A 19,265-nucleotide genomic window follows, 5' to 3' on the forward strand; every position below is an offset into this window, starting at 1 on the left:
ATGGTTACTGAATTTTGCGGGCCGGTTCGTTTCTTACCGGTGCACCTTCTGCTTTATAGTAGCTGGCGCTGCTGCGCGGGAGCGGGGCTTTGCCGCGTATGGCATCGGCAATTTTCTCGCCAATCATAATGGTTGTCGCATTCAGGTTGCCGGTAATAATTTGCGGCATGATGGAAGCATCCACCACCCTCAGCCCCTGCAAGCCGTGCACGCGCCCTTCTTCGTCAACTACCGCCATCTCGTCGTGGCCCATTTTGCAACTGCCGCACGGGTGGAAAGCGGTTTCGGCATGGTTACGCACAAACTCGTCCAACTGCTCGTCGCTCTGGCAATCCAGACCAGGGCTGATTTCGCGGCCACGATATTTATCCAGCGCGGGCTGAGCCATAATTTCACGCGTGATGCGAATCGCGTCTCGGAATTCCTGCCAGTCCTGCTCGTGAGCCATATAATTAAACAGAATGCTCGGATGCTGGTGCGGATCTCTGGATTTAAGCTGTACGCGCCCGCGGCTTGGCGAACGCATAGAACCAACGTGACACTGAAAACCGTGCTCTTTCACCGCATTGGAACCGTTGTAGTTAATCGCCACCGGCAGGAAATGATACTGAATATTCGGCCAGCTAAACTCTTCGCGGCTGCGAATAAATCCGCCAGCTTCGAACTGATTACTGGCCCCCACACCGGTGCCTTTAAACAGCCACTCCGCACCTATCTGCGGCTGGTTATACCATTGCAGCGCCGGGTATAACGATACGGGCTCTTTACATTCATACTGCAAATACATTTCCAGGTGATCCTGAAGGTTCTCCCCCACACCGGGTAGATCGTGAACCACCGGGATCTCCATACTTGCCAGCAATTCGGCATTACCCACGCCGGAACGCTGCAAAATTTGTGGGGACGCAATAGCGCCCGCGCTCAACAATACCTCTTTACGCGCTTTTGCAACCGAGTGGATAGTGCTCTCACCGGCCAGATATTCAACGCCAACCGCACGCAGACCGTCAAACAGAATACGGTCGGTCGTCGCGTGGGTCACGATAGTCAAATTGTCGCGCTTTTTCGCTACGTCAAGATAACCACGCGCGGTACTGGCGCGGCGGCCCTTCGGCGTTACCGTGCGGTCCATCGGGCCGAAACCTTCCTGCTGATAGCCGTTCAGGTCATCGGTTCGCGGATAACCAGCCTCAACGCCCGCCTCTATCATGGCGTGGAACAGCGGGTTATTTCCCTGCTTTGGTGTGGTAACCGAAACGGGGCCTTCACCGCCGTGGTAATCGTTCGGCCCGATATCGCGGGTTTCCGCCTTGCGGTAATACGGCAGGCAGTCAAGATAGCTCCAGTTTTCAAGGCCTGGCAATGTTGCCCAGTTGTCGAGATCCATCGCATTACCGCGGATGTAGCACATGCCGTTAATCAGCGAGGAGCCTCCCAGACCTTTACCGCGGCCGCACTCCATGCGGCGGTTGTTCATAAAGGGTTCAGGCTCGGTTTCATAGGCCCAGTTATAACGCTTCCCCTGAAGCGGGAAGGCCAGCGCCGCCGGCATTTGGGTACGAAAATCAAAGCGGTAGTCAGGGCCACCGGCCTCCAGCAGCAGAACTGTGGTCTGCGGCTCTTCGGTTAAACGTGCAGCTAAAACATTACCTGCGGAACCGGCTCCAATAATGATGTAATCAAATTCCATTCATCCTCCTCAGGTGGGGTTAAAAGACTGATTGATAAATGCCCATCTCCAGTTGGATTGACTTAACTTGCGTATAGCTTTGCAGGGTCATCAGGCCATTTTCGCGACCAATACCGGAGTGCTTATAGCCCCCAACCGGCATTTCTGCGGCAGACTCACCCCAAGTGTTGATCCAGCAAATACCCGCTTCAAGCTGATGAATAACGCGGTGAGCACGAGTCAGGTCGTTAGTCACCACGCCCGCCGCCAGGCCGTAATCTGTATCATTGGCACGGCGGATAACTTCGTCTTCCGACTCGTAGCTAAGAATTGCCATGACCGGGCCGAAGATCTCTTCGCGCACGATTTTCATCTCGTCACGGCAGTCGGTAAACACGGTAGGCGCGACCCAGGCTCCGTTATCGAACCTTTCACCACGCAGCCTGTCGCCGCCGCACAGCAGCGTAGCGCCCTCTTCACGGCCAGACTCGATGTAGCGCAGCACGTTTTCACGGTGTGGGAAGCTGACCAGCGGGCCAAAATTGGTCTGGGGATCCATCAGATCTCCTGAGCGGATACGGCCTATACGCTCGATAATTTTCTGTTCAAACTCGGCTTTAAGCGCGGTAGGAACAAAAACTCTGGTTCCATTGGTACAGACCTGGCCGGAACTGTAGAAGTTGGCCATCATCGCGATATCCGCCGCCATGTTGAGGTCGGCATCGTCGAAAATAACCAGCGGAGATTTACCGCCAAGCTCCATGGTGACCTGCTTCAGCGTGGAGCCCGCCGCGCTGGCCATCACTTTTTTGCCGCTGGCTACGCCGCCGGTGAACGACACTTTGGCAATCCCCGGGTGCTCGGTCAGCAATTGCCCCGTTTGAGCGCCAACACCCGGCAACACGTTGAATACGCCATCCGGCAGGCCCGCCTCGGTGTAGATTTCCGCCAGCTTCAGCGCGGTAAGCGGAGTCACTTCGCTCGGTTTAAAGATCATCGCATTACCCGCGGCCAGGGCCGGAGCGGACTTCCACAGGGCAATCTGAATCGGGTAGTTCCACGCGCCAATCCCTGCAACCACGCCCAGCGGTTCGCGGCGGGTGTAGACAAACGAACTGTCTCGCAGCGGGATCTGCTGCCCTTCGAGCGTGGTGGTCAGCCCCGCGTAATACTCCAGCACGTCCGCGCCAGTTACGATGTCCACGCTGGCGGTTTCGCTAAACGCTTTGCCCGTGTCCAGCGTTTCCAGTTCCGCAAGCTCGTCATTGCGTTCGCGCAAGATTTCCACCGCGCGGCGCAGCACGCGGGAACGTTCCATCGGCGTTTTTGCCGCCCACTCTTTTTGCCCTTTTTTAGCCGAGGCAACGGCACGATCAACATCTTCCCGACCGGCGGCCTGCACGACCGCCAACACTTCACCATTCGCCGGGTTGATGGTTTCGAAAGTCTCACCGCTTAAAGCGGCAACGTAACCACCGTCGATATAGAGCTGTTGTTCACCGAATCGGGACATGTTTTCTCCTCACTAAATTACTTTTTGACCGTAGCAAGATGCTGGTCGATAAATTGCGTTGTCAGCACGCTCGCCGCTTTGCGATCGAACGGCTTGCCGCTTAGCGCAGCCCGCAGCCACAGGCCGTCTATCAACGCCGCCAGCCCGTAACCGGCAAGCCTCGCTTCTTGCTGAGGCAGTTCGCGACGGAACTCTGCGGTTAAGGTGGATAGCAGACGGCGGCTGCTGACCTGCTGTAGCCGGTAGAGCATCGGCTGGTGCATGCTGCTGGCCCAAAAAGCCAGCCACGCCTTCATCGCCGCGCTGTGCGTCTGGGTCTCATCAAAGTTACCGTCAACAATCGCACACAACCGCCTTGCCGCTGGTGCACCGGGCAGAGCCTTTAACCTGCCGACCACCGCGTCTCGTAGTTGCCTGGTCACGTCGCGCATGGTGGCTTCCAGCAAGCCGTTCTTATCCTGAAAATAGTGGCTGATGATGCCGGTGGATACTCCGGCGCGCCTGGCAATCTGGGCAACCGTCGCGTCGTGCATTCCCACTTCATTTATTGCATTCAGAGTGGCGTCAATCAGCTGACGCCGCCGTATCGGTTGCATACCTTTTTTCGGCATGGCTCCGCTCCATCCATCAATTATGGTTATCTATTTAAACTTTTATTGATTGAACGTTCAATATAAAATGTGTATTAATTGTTACGTTACGGTAGGAAAGCAGCGAATCATTCGCATCAACGACAAGAAAAAAGAGGATTTAATTTGATTTATTTCAATGAGATAATAATAAAGGCCTTTTAGAGACCCAACGTTCATTATGGATTTGTTAAAAATCCACCTCACATGAATCCACAAGAAAAACTTAACTGCTCATTAGAGTAGTCACCGTTACTTAACCAGAGGTAATCGATGACGAAGCCCGTTATTGCCGAAAGCGAAAAAGACAAAATCAACCCGGTGGTGTTCTACACTTCCGCCGGGCTGATTTTGTTATTTTCCCTGATGACCATTTTTTACAGCGACCTCTCCGCAAACCTGATTGGCCACACCCTGAACTGGGTTTCCTCCCGCTTCGGCTGGTATTACCTGCTGGCCGCCACGCTTTATATTGTATTTGTGGTATTTATTGCCTGTTCACGCTTCGGTTCCATCAAGCTTGGCCCCGAGCAATCTAAGCCAGAATTCAGCGTGCTTAGCTGGGCCGCAATGTTGTTTGCCGCCGGGATCGGCATCGACCTGATGTTCTTCTCGGTTGCCGAGCCGGTGACGCAATATATGCAGCCCCCGGAAGGCCAGGGGCAAACCATTGAGGCCGCCCGCCAGGCGATGGTCTGGACACTTTTCCACTACGGCCTCACCGGCTGGTCGATGTATGCTCTGATGGGCATCGCGCTTGGCTACTTCAGCTACCGCTATAACCTGCCGCTGACGATTCGCTCGGCGCTATATCCCATTTTCGGCAAGAAGATTAACGGCCCAATCGGCCACACCGTGGATATCGCCGCCGTTATCGGCACCATCTTCGGCATAGCGACCACGCTCGGCATCGGCGTAGTGCAGCTTAACTACGGGCTGAATGTGCTGTTTGATATCCCGGACAGCATGGGCGCAAAGGCTGCATTAATCGTGCTTTCGGTGATTATCGCCACCATTTCAGTGACGTCTGGCGTAGATAAAGGCATTCGCATCCTCTCAGAGTTAAACGTGGCGCTGGCGCTTGGCCTGATCCTGTTCGTGCTGTTTATGGGCAATACCGAGTTTCTGCTTAACGCCCTGGTACTCAACGTCGGGGATTACGTCAATCGATTCATGGGCATGACGCTGAATAGCTTTGCCTTCGACCGCCCGGTGGAGTGGATGAACAACTGGACCCTTTTCTTCTGGGCCTGGTGGGTGGCCTGGTCGCCGTTTGTCGGCCTGTTCCTGGCGCGTATTTCACGCGGGCGTACCATCCGCGAATTTGTACTCGGAACGCTGATTATTCCGTTCACCTTCACCCTGCTGTGGCTTTCGGTATTCGGCAACAGCGCCCTGTACGAAATAATCCACGGCGACGGCACCTTTGCTCAGGAAGCGATGTCCCACCCGGAACGCGGTTTCTATAGCCTGCTGGCTCAGTATCCCGGCTTTACCTTCAGCGCCTCGGTTGCCACCATCACCGGCCTGCTGTTCTACGTGACCTCGGCGGACTCCGGCGCGCTGGTGCTGGGGAACTTTACTTCGAAGCTGAAGGATATAAACAGCGATGCGCCAAACTGGCTGCGCATTTTCTGGTCCATTGCCATTGGCCTGCTGACCATGGGCATGCTGATGACCAACGGTATTTCCGCGCTGCAAAACATGACGGTGATTATGGGGCTGCCGTTTAGCTTTGTTATCTTCTTCGTGATGGCCGGGCTGTATAAATCACTGAAGATTGAGGACTACCGCCGCGTCAGCGCCAGCCGCGATACTGCACCTTATATGATGACGGCTCAGGATCGACTCGGCTGGAAGAAGCGTCTGTCACGCCTGATGAACTACCCGGGCACGCGCTATACGCAGAAGATGATGGATACCGTCTGCTATCCGGCAATGGAAGAGGTTTCTCACGAATTGGAACTGCGCGGTGCGAAGGCCGAGCTTTCTATAGAGCCGCCGCTGCCGGATGAGAAACTGGGGCATCTTGAACTGCGGGTCCATATGGGCGATGAGCAAAACTTTGTTTACCAGATCTGGCCGCAGAAATATTCGGTGCCGGGCTTTACCTACCGCGCACGCAGCGGTAAATCGACCTATTACCGGCTGGAAACCTTCCTGCTGGAAGGCAGCCAGGGCAACGATTTGATGGACTACAGCAAAGAACAGGTGATCATCGACATTCTCGACCAGTACGAGCGCCACCTGAACTTTATTCACCTGCATCGTGAAGCGCCGGGAAGCAACATTACTTTCCCGAACGTATAATCCAGGCGCGTTTCTGTTCGAGCAGGAACGAGATTAATAAAGTTTCTTATATGCGGCGGGCGTTATCCCCATGCGGCGAACAAATGCCCGCCGCAGCGTATCCACACCTGAAAAGCCGCTGGCGGCTGGGATCGCTTTGACCGGCAACTCGCCCGCCTCCAGTAATTGCCTGGCCTTTGCCACCTTCTCCGCTTCCAGCCACTCACCAGGCGTCATCTGCATCTCCTGATGATACAGACGCGTCAGGTGGCGCACGCTGAGATGTATATGCGCGGCCATCTGCTGCACCGTGGCAACATTCGCAAGATTAGCCAGCGTCCAGCGCTGAAGATCCTGTAAAGCGCTGCGCCCGCTCAGGGAAGTTTTCTGCTCGCGAATAAAGTGATTTTGGTTCACCGGGCGCTTGAAGAACATGACCAGATTCGCCGCCACGTCCTGGGCAACTTCACGCCCCAAATCTTCTTCCACCAGCCGCAGCGCCAGATCCAGGCCTGATGTCACGCCTGCCGCGGTGCGCAGTGGCCCGTCCATAACGTATAAAGCATCGGCGGTAACCTTAGTTTCCGGGTAACGCGCCGCCAGCAGCGAAGCCGTTGACCAATGAGTAGTGACCTTCTTTCCGCTCAGCAAACCGGTTTGCGCCAGCAGCAGCGCGCCGGTACATACCGAGCCAAAACGACGGCTACGCTTGCAGAGACGGAGAATATCAGCGCTCTGTTTTTCGCTAAGAAAACGCTCGCCCGCGTCCGGCGCACCGGCCAGTAAAAACGTGGCTTCTCGCCCCGCTTCCACATCGGCCAATAGGCAGTCCGCCAGCAATCTTACCCCGGAGGAGGCCACAATGATGGTTTCATCCAGGCCCACCACTACCGGGCGATAAACCTCGCGCCGCAGTATACGGTTTGCTTCGGCAAACACATCCAGCGGGCCGGAAACGTCGAGCAGCTGAACACCGGGGACTGCCAGAATCAGTACGTTATGGGCCATTGCCGTCTCCACGTCGCTTATTACGCCATATGTCTATAATCGTCGCCATACGATTATTTGAGACATTTTGAATGCGGCCTATGCTACCTCAACACCAACATGAGGAGAAAGAGATGAGCTTGAATATTGATGGCGCTGCCATTCCGGACAGCAAAATGGCCCGCGATGCCACGCAGCTGGTGCGTGATACCGAGTCAGAGCTGCTGTTTCACCACTCCAGCCGCGTTTACTACTGGGCCGCGCTTGCGGGGCAGCGCCGCGAGCTTAACGTTGACCATGAACTGCTCTACATCGGCTGTATGTTTCACGACATGGGGTTGACCCACGAGCACTGTAGCTGCGATAAGCGCTTTGAAGTAGACGGCGCTTTTGCCGCCCGGGACTTTTTACGCCAGTACGGCGTAAAACAGGAAGATATCGACAAAGTGTGGGCGGCAATTGCGCTGCATACCACGCCGGGGATCCCAGAATTTATGGCGCCGGAAATCGCTCTGGTCACCGCAGGGGTCGAAATGGATGTGCTTGGGATTGATTATGAGAAATTCAGCGACCGACAGCGCGAACAGGTTGTGAACCAGCACCCTCGCCCGGCGGCGTTTAAAGAAGAGATTATTCAGGCGTTCTACGACGGGATAAAACACAAACCAGCCACCACGTTTGGTAACGTGAAGGCCGATGTTATAAAGGATAAGGAGCCAGCGTTTGCGCCGCTGAACTTCTGCAGTATTATCCGCGCCTCCCGCTGGGTAGGTTAAGCTTTTCCCGGGCGGGTGGCGAAGCCGTTATCTGCCCTGAACCGCCGCAATAGCGTCAAGCCCGGAACCAGGCTGCGGATCGTGCGCAAATGCGCCAATAACCATAAGAGAGAGAACGATTGCCAGAAAGATGTTTTTCATAACGTTTGTTTGTTAACCGGTGTGCCACGCTGAGTTAGAACCGCCGTTATGCTAAAAGAAAAAAGCTCAAATTGATAAAGGAAATTTTCAAAGTATCGTCAATTTTTGAATATTCATCATATTATCGCTGCCGCAGCGCCACCCTCTCGCGCGAAACCAGATAATTTCACTGCCCTAAAAAATAAAACCACAATTTTATGCCGCATCTTAAACGAGGTCACAGGGATCGTTGGCGATCTCCGCGCCCCGTTTGGCACAAATGCTGCAGTTCATCGGTCAGGCGTGAGGAATAACGCCAATTCGCTCCAGCATTGTTGAGAACTCATCAAGCTGAATACCGTGGCGCGGGTGATCCAGCCTCAGATTGAAATCGCTTTGAAGATGATGGTAAAGCTGCTCTGCGCTTTCAAACGTGGGAGCATTTTCCCCAGCGCTATAGAGCGTATTTTTCTCTCCGTTTGGCAGGTAGAGGCTCAGAGTCAGGCAGTGGCGGAAATGCGACTGCGGCCAGGTCGCCACATAGTGATTGCCCATTTCATAATCAGAGAGATATTGCGGTTCGAGATTGAAGCGATAAAGGTTAATAATTTTGTCGTCGCCGTGGAATTTAAGCAGCCAGTCATTTTCCACTCTTTCCAGGCTGTAAACGCCGTGAGTGGTGGCCTGAAGCTCGCCTTCAACCAGCCGTACCGGCGCGGGCAAAGTTTTGCCTCCGAACCCAACGTCGGCAATCCACGCTTCGCCATTGAGGGTAACTTTGGTCAGGCGATGGCTACGGGCGGGCATCTGCGGCGGGTTTGCCAGCAGCACTCGGCCTGACAAATTCTCCACCTCAAAACCCAGTTCAGCGAGCACGTTGCGAAACAGTCCGTTTTGTTCAAAACACCAGCCGCCACGCCCAGCAATAACCAGTTTTTCAAACACGCTATCGTCGTCAACTTGAATAGTTCTGCCGAGCAGGACGTCCAGATTCTCAAACGGAATAGCACAGGTATGTGCCAGATGAAGGGCTCGTAAAGTTTCGAGGGAAGCGGCGCGTGGCCCACGATAGTGAATACGCCTGAAGTAGCGGTCGAGATCTAATGCCATTTTGCTGATTCCATGCTGTAAATAATGGCATCACTATAAATGCGCCTCCTGCAGAGGAGATGATCGTTAGTGCTCTGGTACCAGAAATTTTTTCGCAATAGCACACCGCCTTTACCATCGCTGAAAACAGTTATGAGCGTTTTTTAATAATTAGCATGACCGGGGTGTGTTGCACTACTCCACCCCACAGTTGAATTTTTAAAGGAAATCATCGTGAATACTACAGACACCTCAGCTACGAAATCTGTGAGCCCTCGACTAAGGGCCGTGGCATTAAATGCATCACAACAAAACTTCCCAAAAAACAAAGTTCCACTTCATATTACTGACGTTTGCAATAGTAATGAAAAAATAATTTTGGATGAAAAAGATACCTGTGCTAAAAGTCAGCACCAGTATACTAAGCCGCTGCGTAAAATAAAATTTAATCCAGATGTAACTTTCAATAAACCCATCCCGGGCGCAGTCAAGAAACTCTATGACATGGGAGAGTTTTAGTCCATAAATCGTAATGACAGGTTTGTATCACTACACAAACCTGCCTCAATCTTGCGTTAACTCTCTATTTTGCAGCCAATTCCAGTCAATTTATGGCTACACTCCGTTTTCTTACCCCTTTCCATCGGGTTTTGCAATAAGCGTGAACGAACAGGCTTTGCGGGCGACCTGCCCTTCAACAAAGGCCTCATCCCTAAATGGCTTCGCCATAATAAAGCTACAATCATTTGTATTTGCGGCTTTTAGCAGATTTTCACCCACTGGCGAAACGCTCCTCGTTTCTTTATTACTTAACTTCTCTTTTTGATGCACTGCCTCAACATTCACCATAGTGCGGGATGATTGAGCGCAGCCTGATAATTTAACCATTAACAAATCCACTCCTGACATAGATATTAAAATTTTTTTATATCCTTTGGTGCCCGCCAAGCTAAGCATATGGGCAAAATTAAATTTGCATAAAACGATCATTTTTATGGGTGATTATTAAAGTGATATCAGCATTTATTGGCGGTGAAAATGGATTAGCTGCTGATCTAACGATATTAAATTAACTCTATTTGTAACTTTAACGACTAATTCCCCCTGGATTTTATTGCCTGCCTGACTTCTGTGCTCGCGGCGCTTTGCCTGGTTTTCACCCAGAACAAGACGGGATATACATTTTGCAAATTTGTTTTCTTTCGAACCCGATCACCTATTTACTTCATCGGCTTTCAGCAACATATTGCCCTGAACTGTGTAGACAGTAAAAAAAAGAGGCCTGCCGAAATGAGTCACAGAACACTATCACTAAGCGCTATTCTTGCCCGGCGAGACTGGGAATCTCCGGCGGTTACGCAGCTCAATCAGCTGGCAGCGCATCCCCCCTTTTCAAGCTGGCGGGGTGCAGAAGCCGCGCGCAACGATGCACCGTCACCGTCGCTTAAAAAGCTTAATGGCATCTGGCAGTTTAGCTATTTTCCTCGCCCTGAGTCGGTGCCGGAAAGTTGGTTAACGCAAAACCTGGGGGATGCGAAAGAGATTCCCGTGCCCTCTAACTGGCAAATGCTGGGCTACGATGCGCCGATTTATACCAACATTACCTATCCAATCCCGGTGACCCCTCCTTTTGTGCCGGAAGAAAATCCCACCGGTTGTTACTCGCTCGTATTTGATATCGAACAGGCGTGGTTAAGCAGCGGCCAAACGCGCATCGTGTTTGACGGAGTGAATTCGGCTTTTCATCTGTGGTGCAACGGCATATGGATAGGTTACGCCCAGGACAGCCGCCTTCCCTCAGAATTCGACCTTAGCGCTGCGTTAAAATCCGGCCAAAACTGCATTGCGGTTATGGTGCTGCGCTGGAGCGACGGCACGTATCTGGAAGACCAGGATATGTGGCGCATGAGCGGGATCTTCCGCGACGTTTCGCTATTGCATAAGCCGGATGTCCGAATCAGCGATATCCGACTGGTGACCCATTTAAATGAAGACTTTACCCGTGCCGAATTAGAAGCGTTGGTAATGATTGAGGGACCTGAGGTTTCAGGCTGCGAAATTGCCGTTCAGCTCTGGTATGCAGACCAACTGATTGCCGTTCATCAGCAGGCCATCGGTAGCGAAATCATTGACGAACGCGGCAGTTATAATGACCGTACCTGCCTGCGTCTGCCCGTTCAAAGCCCGCTGCTCTGGAGCGCAGAGGTACCGAACCTCTATCGCGCCGTAGTGCTGCTCAAACGCGGGAATGATGTCATTGAAGCCGAAGCCTGCGATGTTGGCTTCCGTAAAGTTGAAATCAGCGGCGGATTATTAAAGCTTAACGGCAAGCCGCTGCTTTTGCGCGGCACCAACCGCCACGAGCATCACCCGGAAAACGGCCAGGTGATGGACTTCGAAACCATGCGCCGGGATATTCTGCTGATGAAGCAGCATAACTTTAACGCCGTGCGCTGCTCCCACTATCCTAACCATCCACTTTGGTATCGCCTGTGCGATTACTACGGGCTTTATGTGGTGGATGAAGCGAACATTGAAACCCACGGCATGGTGCCGATGAACCGCCTGAGCGACGACGCACGCTGGCTACCGGCGATGGCCGAGCGCGTCACCCGCATGGTGCAACGAGACCGTAACCATCCGTCGATAATTATCTGGTCGCTGGGCAATGAGTCTGGCCACGGTAGCAATCACGATGCGCTCTACGGCTGGATTAAATCTAACGATCCAACCCGCCCGGTGCAGTACGAAGGCGGCGGCGCAAACAGTGCGGCAACCGACATTGTTTGCCCTATGTATGCCCGAGTTGATATGGACCAGCCCTTCCCGCAGGTGCCGAAGTGGTCGATTAAAAAGTGGATTGGCCTGCCGGAAGAGAATCGTCCGTTGATTTTGTGCGAATACGCCCACGCCATGGGCAACAGCTTCGGCGGCTTCAGCAAGTACTGGGACGCCTTCCGTCAGCACCCTCGCCTGCAGGGCGGCTTTGTCTGGGACTGGGTAGACCAGTCGCTCACACGTTACGATGAAAACGGCATGCCGTGGGCGGCCTACGGCGGTGACTTTGGCGACAAGCCAAACGATCGTCAGTTCTGTATGAACGGCCTGGTGTTTGCTGACCGCACGCCTCACCCCGCGTTGTACGAAGCAAAACAGGCGCAGCAGTTCTTCCAGTTCCAGCTTTTGCCTGGCAACCGGCTGGAAGTGACCAGCGAATACTTGTTCCGCCACAGCGATAACGAACATCTTTTCTGGGCGCTGAAGTGCGAGGGGGAAACGTTAGCGAGCGGGGAATACTCGCTCGACTTGCCACCGCAGGAAACCCGGATTATTGAGTTAAGCCTGCCGGAAGTTAGCCGCAGCGGGCAGCTTTGGCTCAATGTCGAAGTGCGGCAGTTGGCCGCTACGGCCTGGAGCGATGCCGGTCATATTTGCGCTAAAGATCAATGGCAGTTGCCGTCCACTCTAGCCGTCCCGCAGAGCGGCAAACCGGGTATTGCACCCATCCTGCAAATGGATGAGCGCTATGCGGAGGTATTCCACGGCGAGCAACACTGGCGCTTTGAGCGCACAAGCGGCCTGCTTTGCCAGTGGCTTAGCCATCAGCGTCCCGTTATTCTTACGCCGCTTGAGGATAACTTCACTCGTGCCCCGTTGGATAACGATATCGGCATCAGCGAAGCCGCGCATATCGATCCGAATGCATGGGTAGAGCGCTGGAAGGCGGCCGGTATGTATAGCCTTACGACTGAACTGATCGGCTTTGAAGCCTTCTCGTTGGGCAAGGAAGTCCTGATTCGTAGCGAACATGCTTTCCGGGGCAACGGCTGCACGCTGTTTATTAGCCGAAAAAGCTACCGTATAGACTGCGAGGGCGAACTGCATATTAGCGTTGACGTTGAGGTTGCCTACGGCATTCCGGCTCCGGCGCGAATTGGCCTGAGCTGCCAGCTGGCAGAGATTGAACCGGAGGTTAGCTGGCAGGGGCTTGGCCCGCACGAAAACTACCCCGACCGCCAAAGCTCTGCGCACTACGACCGCTGGACGCAGCCGCTTGCGGCCATGTATACGCCATACGTCTTCCCGAGTGAAAACGGCCTTCGCTGCGGCACAACGTTGCTTGAGTATGGTGAGAACCGGCTTAGCGGTGCTTTTCAGTTCGGTATAAGCCGTTACAGCCAGCGGCAGCTGCGCGAAGCTACTCACCGCCATCTGCTTAAAGAGGAGGCAGGTTGCTGGCTGAATATCGACGGCTTCCATATGGGCGTCGGGGGCGACGACTCCTGGAGCCCCAGCGTCTCGCCGGAGTTTCTGCTTTCCGGCTCGCGTTACTGTTATGCGATAAGCTGGAAACGCAATTAGCGGGTCAGGCTAAAGCTTTCATCAAGCAGCCCGAGGATATCTTCATCGGGCACCTTATCCAGCAGCACCGTTATCCAGTGCTCTTTATTCATATGATAGCCGGGCAATATGCCCGGCTGCATTCTTAACGAGCCCACCACCGAGGGCATCACCTTAACGTTAACGATATCTACTATCTCATCGCTCTCGAGTCCGAGTTTTGCCCCAGAAATGCTCAGCACCACGCCAAACCACTTTCTTTTGTAGCGGTGACGCAACACAGCGTAATCCTTAAATTTATCCCACGGATAGTCAGGCTCAACCTGGTATTTTTCAAATACGGCGGCAAAGAGGGCTTCACGTTTCATCGTTTCTCCTTGAATGCGTGCCAGAAACCGGCTGCCAGCACGCTCCGATTATAACGCCATTAGAGGGTGCTCTGCCGCAACGGCTAACCGTTTACGGCTACCCTTTTCTTTTCCGGGCTGATAACCAGCCAGACTGAAACACAGACAATTAGCGCGCCGATGATAAACCCTTCGCTGATGGTCTCGTTTAGAATCAGGTATCCCCATAAGACGCCAAAAGGAGGGATTAAAAAAGTCACCGTCAGGCTGCGCAGTGGCCCTATATCAGCAATTAAGCGGAAATAAAAAATATAGGCAACGGCGGTACAAATAATACCGAGCCCCAGCACGCTTAGCCACACGTTACCCTGCATCCAGTTTATGGTTGGGCCTGTGCTTACGCTCCAGGCAAAGAATGGAAGCAGGAACAGCGTCGCACCAACCTGGCTGCCAAAAGCGACAATTTTAGGATCAAGCCCCCCTTTATCAGAGATCCAGCGGCGGGTTAAGAACCCGGCAACGCCGTAGCAGGTAGTCGCCACCAGGCAGGCAATGATGCCAAAGATCTTCTCGTTAGTTGAATGAGTATCGCCGACTGAGGTGATGACCATTATCCCCGCCAGCCCCAGCACCACGCCGACCCATTTTCTGGCGCTAAGCTTCTCGCCAAAGAAGGAGAAGCCGACGATCGCACCCATTAACGGAGTTGTTGCATTTAAGATTGCCGAATACCCTGCGGGTAACAGTTGTGCAGCCAGGCAATACATAAAAAATGGCAGCCCGGAGTTTATCGCTCCCAGCACAAGCGCGGAGCGAAACTTGCCGTCAAAGTTAAAGGATGATTTCAGAATGAAGAGAATCACAGCCAATCCAAAAAAACCGAAAAACACCCTTAAAAACGCCGTATTAATTGCGCCAAACTCCGGTGCGGCAATTTTCATAAAGAGAAAACTGGCGCCCCATACCGCAGCAAGAAATAACAGCCTGAGATAATCCGATGCTCGCATACCGTCACCCTTCCCCTGTTAAAGAACCTATTTTTTCCATGTGTAATAAGGTGTTACCGTCATTAAGTCTGATGGGGACTGTAAACCAGGTACTCGCGTAAACAAACATCTTTCTAATTTCAGGAATGAGTTAGCAAGATTTGGGGTAAATGCATCCTGGGTTAGCTGCGCCTTAAATGGTGGCTCCCGCAGGGACACTCGTATCTTCCAGGCTCTTTCTGGAGCTTTTCTTGAAAGCTTATCGGCACCGATTAAAGCATCATCGGAAAGAATATATTACACAGCCAATTAAACTTTACCTATTTTACCCCTTAATAGAGAAAAACCTATGAACATGAGTGTTAACAATAATCGCGCTACGCACATCTCAAGCCAGTCGCTGCAGCCGGCAAAAGCCGAGTTGCAAAATCAAGAACGCAAGCTGGGTTCAGAGATTAGAGGTGTCAAAAACTCGATTGATAAATTGGATACTTCAATCAAACGTAATCAAACATCACTCAATACTCTGAATGCTATCTCTGATAAGCATGGCGGGGATTCCAGCATCAGGCTGAAAGGCAGTAATTTCAAACCCGGTTCAGGAAAGGCATTATTCAGCGGCAGCCGCTATCAGAAGGAACGAGCGGATGCAGCAAGCAAGCTTGGCGTCCCGGGTAGCCAGGTATCAGCCTCAAAGGCAATTTCTGTCATTTCATCTGAAATCAAAAGCGATAAAGCCAAAATGACCAGCCTGAAACAGGATCTTGGATATAAAGAAACCGAACTCAAAAACGTCAGGGTCCGGCAGATCAAAGACGAGAATATGGGGAACGTGACCACGGCTAAAACCAGCGCTGATAAATCAGGTGCACAATCCACAAAAACCAGTAAGGATTTCTCTCTCATCTACCAAAGCAATGCAGGCTGTAAGGCTTTAAACGCCGAGGCTCGCTATCAGTTTGGTCAGGGTAAAGAGCCCGGAAGGCTTAGCAGCAGAGAAGTTATCTCAGAGTATCAGTCGGCCAAAGGCGATAACATTTTCTCCGGCGGCAACAAAGATATAAAAAACACGATCAACGCATGTGCTTCGGATCTGTCGCGTATGGTCAGCGCAGCGGCAGACGCCTGGTATACGCCTGGAGGCAGTAATATGCATACCTTCCGGGGGCAAGGCATGACAACGGCAGGCCTTAACTCACTGGTTGAACAGTTCAAGCAAGATCAAAACCAAGTATATAAACCGGGTCAGTTTTTCTCTACATCTAAAAGCGCTGGCGTAGCTAAAGAGTTCGCCAGTAACAGCAATGATGCTGTAAAGGTTATCTTTGAAATTAAAGGTAACAGCGCCAGGGGAATAACGGTAGGCAATGGTCTCTCATTCGGGAATAAAGCCACTGAAGAAGAAAAGCTCTACTCCCCAAAAGCTAATTTTAGAGTCAACAACATAGTCAGAAACTCGGGCGAAGGCGTCTATAAAATTCAGTTACAAGAAGTCGCACAAACGCGAAATGCAAAACTGCTGCCTTACTGATCCCGCAATCCTCTTTAACTAACGTCGGGAAGCGGCAGCAATATTGCAAAATGACTGCCGCTACATCACCTACTCAGGCCAGGGTGGATGACTCTCCAAAAGTTGAGAATGTTACCCACATCACAGCTACTGAATATCATCAGTAAAAAGACAAGTTTGTAATTTTGCTTCTCATTCAATTTTCTGCCAGGATTCCTCGCCCTCTTTTTCACGGCCTCCGCAGCCAGAATTAACGGGCGGAAAAGGACGGCGCTTTTTAACTCAAAGGCAGACAGGAATCTCAATGAAAACAAAGACTGAAGCGGAACACCGCGCCGCAAAAAGGCGTTGGTTAAATTCACAGGACTCGGGCTATCACCAGGCGATGGGCAACCGCCACGTACAGATGATTGCCATCGGTGGCGCTATCGGCACCGGCCTGTTTCTCGGCGCCGGCGCCCGCCTGCAGGCAGCCGGCCCCGCGCTGGCGCTAATCTACTTAGTTTGCGGTATCTTCTCTTTCTTCATTCTGCGTGCGCTGGGCGAGCTGGTTATCCACCGCCCGTCGAGCGGCAGCTTCGTCTCTTATACCCGTGAATTTCTCGGCGAAAAAGCGGCCTACGTTTGCGGCTGGATGTACTTCGTCAACTGGGCGATGACCGGCATCGTGGATATCACCGCCGTTGCGCTCTACATGCACTACTGGGGCGCGTTTGGCGATGTTCCGCAGTGGGTATTCGCCCTGGGTGCGCTGGCCGTGGTCGCCGCCATGAACATGATTGGCGTGAAGTGGTTCGCCGAAATGGAGTTCTGGTTTGCGCTAATCAAAGTGCTGGCGATTGTCGCCTTCCTGATTGTCGGCACCATCTTCCTCGGCACCGGCAAACCTATCGACGGCAACACTACCGGTTTCCACCTGATAACCGACAACGGCGGGCTGTTCCCGCACGGACTGTTGCCTGCTCTGGTACTGGTACAGGGCGTGGTATTCGCTTTTGCCTCCATCGAGCTGGTAGGCACCGCCGCCGGGGAATGTAAAGACCCGAAAACCATGGTGCCCAAGGCAATTAACAGCGTTATCTGGCGTATCGGCCTGTTCTACGTGGGCTCGGTGGTGCTGCTGGTGCTGTTGCTGCCGTGGAATGCCTACCAGGCAGGCCAAAGCCCGTTTGTTACCTTCTTCTCGAAGCTTGGCGTGCCGTACATCGGGGACGTGATGAACATCGTGGTGCTGACGGCGGCGCTTTCCAGCCTGAACTCGGGGCTGTACTGCACCGGGCGTATTCTACGCTCTATGTCTATGGGCGGCTCCGCTCCGCAATTTATGTCGAAGATGAGCAAGAACCAGGTGCCGTATGCCGGTATTCTGGTAACCAGCGGCGTCTACGTTATTGGCGTATTCCTCAACTATCTGGTTCCTTCTCAGGTGTTCGAGATTGTGCTGAACGTCGCTTCGCTCGGCATTATCACTTCCTGGGCGTTTATCGTGCTGTGCCAGATTCGCCTGCGCAAAGCGATTAAAGAAGGGAAAGCGGAAGAAGTAAGCTTCAAGCTGCCGGGCGCACCGTTTACCTCATGGCTGACGCTGCTGTTCCTGCTTGGCGTCCTGGTGCTGATGGCGCTCGACTACCCGAACGGCACCTACACCATCGCGTCTATTCCGGTGCTGGGTGTGCTGCTGACTCTGGGCTGGTTCGGGGCGCGCAAACGCGTGCATGAAGTGGCTCAGCAAGTTCACGATCACCACGAATAACCCGCCTTACCTCAATCCTCTCCCCGCCGGGAGAGGATTAATCGCTACAGCACTCCGCTATACACCACCGGCCCGGTTGGCTGACCCGTTGGCGAACCACCCTGCGGCTCAAGGCTGATGGCGATAGTCACCCCGCGTGACAACGTCACGCCTCCGTTATCCACTTTGCTCTGTGCTCTGCTATCCAGCAGCCCCAGAGAAACCGGCTTCGCCCCCACCGGAATAGCCCACAGCTGTAGACTATTGTTGGCGGAAATCGCCGCCGTCTGGAGCGGCGTCAGGCTGAGGGTTTTACGTTCGCTGTCTGCACTAACCAGCCACTGCCCCTGCTGATGCGCGCCGTTAAGCACCACCAGCGGAGCCAGTTCCGGCGCTTTGCTGCTGAAATAAGGCACCAGCGCCACGGCTGCAATACCGGCGGCCAGTGCCCAGCCGAGATAGTTCCAGCTCCAGCGTGAACGCTCATTGCTGCGCTCCGGCGGTAGGCTAAGCTGAATTTTCTTCCAAACGCTTTCGGGCGGCTGCTGTGGGGCAAGATGGCTGTCCAGCCCGCCCAGCAGCGTCTGCCAGCGGCCCGTCACGGCGGCAAGCTCCGGCTCAAGCCGAAGGCGCTTTTCAAACCGTAAACGCGCATTGCCGCGCAGCGTGCCGAGGGCATATTCGGCGGCAAGGGCGTTATCTCTTTTTTGGCTGCTGTTCATAGGCCGACACAATCCTTCAGATGATCCAACGCCCTGCGGATCCAGCTTTTAACCGTGCCGAGCGGCTGTTGAAGCCAGTCGGCGATATCGCCGTGGGACATGCCCTGATAATAGGCCAGCACCACGCTTTGCCGTTGCTCACTGCTAAGTCCGTCGAGGCAGCCGCGCAGTCGGCTGGCCTGCTGTTCGTCGCACCAGCCGTTATCCTGCTGCTCTTCAACATCCGGCGTTTGATCGCTCAATACATCTTCCTGATTTGCCGCGCGAGACTGCCCGCTGCGCAACCAGTCAATACAGCGGTTACGCACAATATGGGTAAGCCAGGTGACCGGAGAGCTTAACGCAGGGTCGTAACCTGAAGCCCGGTTCCATACCGTAAGGAATGCGTCATGCAGGCACTCTTCTGCCCAGGAGCGGCGCTGAACAGTACGCAGCGCCACGGCAAAAAGATGGGACGAAGTCTGACGATAAAGTTGCTCAAATGCGCGACGGTCGCCTTCCGCGACCGCCTGCATCAATTTTACCTGCTGTTCTACCAGAGTTTTATCCATAGAG

The 19,265-nt window shown here is 53.4% G+C and carries 16 protein-coding genes; 6 read left to right on the forward strand and 10 right to left on the reverse strand.

The genetic code is table 11. The features are described 5' to 3' along the window. Positions 1–4 precede the first annotated feature (4 nt). From betA to betI, 3 genes are read right to left on the reverse strand one after another with little or no spacing between them, the layout of a single operon-like run. Positions 5–1,690 (reverse strand): choline dehydrogenase, encoded by a 1,686-nt coding sequence (gene betA / locus FOC35_RS20175; protein WP_172569976.1) that lies wholly within the window; start codon positions 1,688–1,690, stop codon positions 5–7. Between the two features lie 19 nt (positions 1,691–1,709). Continuing rightward, a complete protein-coding gene (gene betB, locus FOC35_RS20180) occupies positions 1,710–3,182 on the reverse strand; it encodes a betaine-aldehyde dehydrogenase (protein ID WP_172569977.1) in 1,473 nt (490 codons plus the stop codon). A 17-nt stretch (positions 3,183–3,199) separates the two neighbouring features. Next, a complete protein-coding gene (gene betI / locus FOC35_RS20185) occupies positions 3,200–3,793 on the reverse strand; it encodes a transcriptional regulator BetI (RefSeq protein ID WP_172569978.1) in 594 nt (197 codons plus the stop codon). 291 nt (positions 3,794–4,084) lie between these two features. Here betI and FOC35_RS20190 point away from each other — a divergent pair, with 291 nt between their 5' ends. Beyond that, positions 4,085–6,121 carry a choline transporter gene (locus tag FOC35_RS20190; RefSeq protein WP_172569979.1) on the forward strand — a complete coding sequence of 679 codons (2,037 nt, stop codon included), beginning with the start codon at positions 4,085–4,087 and terminating at the stop codon, positions 6,119–6,121. Between the two features lie 33 nt (positions 6,122–6,154). Here FOC35_RS20190 and FOC35_RS20195 read toward each other — a convergent pair whose 3' ends face one another. Next, positions 6,155–7,108, reverse strand: coding sequence for a GlxA family transcriptional regulator (locus tag FOC35_RS20195; RefSeq protein WP_172569980.1), 954 nt, complete (start codon positions 7,106–7,108; stop codon positions 6,155–6,157). A 113-nt stretch (positions 7,109–7,221) separates the two neighbouring features. Here FOC35_RS20195 and FOC35_RS20200 point away from each other — a divergent pair, with 113 nt between their 5' ends. Continuing rightward, positions 7,222–7,863 carry an HD domain-containing protein gene (locus tag FOC35_RS20200; RefSeq protein ID WP_172569981.1) on the forward strand — a complete coding sequence of 214 codons (642 nt, stop codon included), beginning with the start codon at positions 7,222–7,224 and terminating at the stop codon, positions 7,861–7,863. Between the two features lie 417 nt (positions 7,864–8,280). On the opposite strand, the gene FOC35_RS20205 is transcribed toward FOC35_RS20200, so the two are convergent. Beyond that, positions 8,281–9,093: an arylamine N-acetyltransferase gene (locus tag FOC35_RS20205; RefSeq protein ID WP_172569982.1), complete on the reverse strand. Its 813-nt coding sequence runs from the start codon at positions 9,091–9,093 to the stop codon at positions 8,281–8,283. Between the two features lie 213 nt (positions 9,094–9,306). Between FOC35_RS20205 and FOC35_RS20210 the strand changes: the two genes are divergently transcribed. Next, entirely contained in the window at positions 9,307–9,591 is a 285-nt protein-coding gene (locus FOC35_RS20210) for a hypothetical protein (protein WP_172569983.1), read from the forward strand. A gap of 111 nt (positions 9,592–9,702) precedes the next feature. On the opposite strand, the gene FOC35_RS20215 is transcribed toward FOC35_RS20210, so the two are convergent. Continuing rightward, complete coding sequence (locus FOC35_RS20215) at positions 9,703–9,960, reverse strand: hypothetical protein (RefSeq protein ID WP_039898225.1); 258 nt, start codon at positions 9,958–9,960, stop codon at positions 9,703–9,705. Between the two features lie 402 nt (positions 9,961–10,362). On the opposite strand from FOC35_RS20215, the gene FOC35_RS20220 reads away from it, so the two are divergent. Continuing rightward, a complete protein-coding gene (locus FOC35_RS20220; protein ID WP_172569984.1) occupies positions 10,363–13,434 on the forward strand; it encodes a beta-galactosidase in 3,072 nt (1,023 codons plus the stop codon). Here FOC35_RS20220 and FOC35_RS20225 read toward each other — a convergent pair. Then, positions 13,431–13,781 carry an MmcQ/YjbR family DNA-binding protein gene (locus FOC35_RS20225; protein WP_172569985.1) on the reverse strand — a complete coding sequence of 117 codons (351 nt, stop codon included), beginning with the start codon at positions 13,779–13,781 and terminating at the stop codon, positions 13,431–13,433. The two genes, FOC35_RS20220 and FOC35_RS20225, sit on opposite strands and share 4 nt — an antisense overlap. An 83-nt stretch (positions 13,782–13,864) precedes the next feature. Then, positions 13,865–14,767 (reverse strand): DMT family transporter, encoded by a 903-nt coding sequence (locus tag FOC35_RS20230; RefSeq protein ID WP_172569986.1) that lies wholly within the window; start codon positions 14,765–14,767, stop codon positions 13,865–13,867. 328 nt (positions 14,768–15,095) lie between these two features. Between FOC35_RS20230 and FOC35_RS20235 the strand changes: the two genes are divergently transcribed. Continuing rightward, a complete protein-coding gene (locus tag FOC35_RS20235; RefSeq protein ID WP_172569987.1) occupies positions 15,096–16,277 on the forward strand; it encodes a hypothetical protein in 1,182 nt (393 codons plus the stop codon). A 283-nt stretch (positions 16,278–16,560) separates the two neighbouring features. Beyond that, complete coding sequence (gene ansP / locus FOC35_RS20240) at positions 16,561–18,009, forward strand: L-asparagine permease (RefSeq protein ID WP_172569988.1); 1,449 nt, start codon at positions 16,561–16,563, stop codon at positions 18,007–18,009. Positions 18,010–18,053: 44 nt separating this feature from the next. Here the strand turns inward: ansP and FOC35_RS20245 are convergent, their stop codons facing one another. Beyond that, positions 18,054–18,710: an anti-sigma factor domain-containing protein gene (locus tag FOC35_RS20245; protein ID WP_172569989.1), complete on the reverse strand. Its 657-nt coding sequence runs from the start codon at positions 18,708–18,710 to the stop codon at positions 18,054–18,056. Then, positions 18,707–19,261, reverse strand: a complete 555-nt coding sequence (locus FOC35_RS20250; protein ID WP_172569990.1) for an RNA polymerase sigma factor — start codon at positions 19,259–19,261, stop codon at positions 18,707–18,709. Before FOC35_RS20250 ends, FOC35_RS20245 begins: the two co-directional genes overlap by 4 nt. Positions 19,262–19,265 lie beyond the last annotated feature (4 nt).

The sequence above is a fragment of the Cedecea sp. FDAARGOS_727 genome (genome assembly GCF_012273235.1).
Lineage (GTDB): Bacteria > Pseudomonadota > Gammaproteobacteria > Enterobacterales > Enterobacteriaceae > Cedecea > Cedecea davisae.

Bases quoted from the DNA above. Each gene is read 5' to 3' on its own strand.
- FOC35_RS20200 (WP_172569981.1), top strand. From the start codon at position 7,222: ATGAGCTTGAATATTGATGGCGCTGCCATTCCGGACAGCAAAATGGCC.
- FOC35_RS20245 (WP_172569989.1), bottom strand. From the start codon at position 18,710: ATGAACAGCAGCCAAAAAAGAGATAACGCCCTTGCCGCCGAATATGCC.
- FOC35_RS20205 (WP_172569982.1), bottom strand. From the start codon at position 9,093: ATGGCATTAGATCTCGACCGCTACTTCAGGCGTATTCACTATCGTGGG.
- FOC35_RS20225 (WP_172569985.1), bottom strand. From the start codon at position 13,781: ATGAAACGTGAAGCCCTCTTTGCCGCCGTATTTGAAAAATACCAGGTT.
- FOC35_RS20235 (WP_172569987.1), top strand. From the start codon at position 15,096: ATGAACATGAGTGTTAACAATAATCGCGCTACGCACATCTCAAGCCAG.
- FOC35_RS20220 (WP_172569984.1), top strand. From the start codon at position 10,363: ATGAGTCACAGAACACTATCACTAAGCGCTATTCTTGCCCGGCGAGAC.
- betB (WP_172569977.1), bottom strand. From the start codon at position 3,182: ATGTCCCGATTCGGTGAACAACAGCTCTATATCGACGGTGGTTACGTT.
- betA (WP_172569976.1), bottom strand. From the start codon at position 1,690: ATGGAATTTGATTACATCATTATTGGAGCCGGTTCCGCAGGTAATGTT.
- betI (WP_172569978.1), bottom strand. From the start codon at position 3,793: ATGCCGAAAAAAGGTATGCAACCGATACGGCGGCGTCAGCTGATTGAC.
- ansP (WP_172569988.1), top strand. From the start codon at position 16,561: ATGAAAACAAAGACTGAAGCGGAACACCGCGCCGCAAAAAGGCGTTGG.
- FOC35_RS20215 (WP_039898225.1), bottom strand. From the start codon at position 9,960: ATGGTTAAATTATCAGGCTGCGCTCAATCATCCCGCACTATGGTGAAT.
- FOC35_RS20230 (WP_172569986.1), bottom strand. From the start codon at position 14,767: ATGCGAGCATCGGATTATCTCAGGCTGTTATTTCTTGCTGCGGTATGG.
- FOC35_RS20250 (WP_172569990.1), bottom strand. From the start codon at position 19,261: ATGGATAAAACTCTGGTAGAACAGCAGGTAAAATTGATGCAGGCGGTC.
- FOC35_RS20190 (WP_172569979.1), top strand. From the start codon at position 4,085: ATGACGAAGCCCGTTATTGCCGAAAGCGAAAAAGACAAAATCAACCCG.
- FOC35_RS20195 (WP_172569980.1), bottom strand. From the start codon at position 7,108: ATGGCCCATAACGTACTGATTCTGGCAGTCCCCGGTGTTCAGCTGCTC.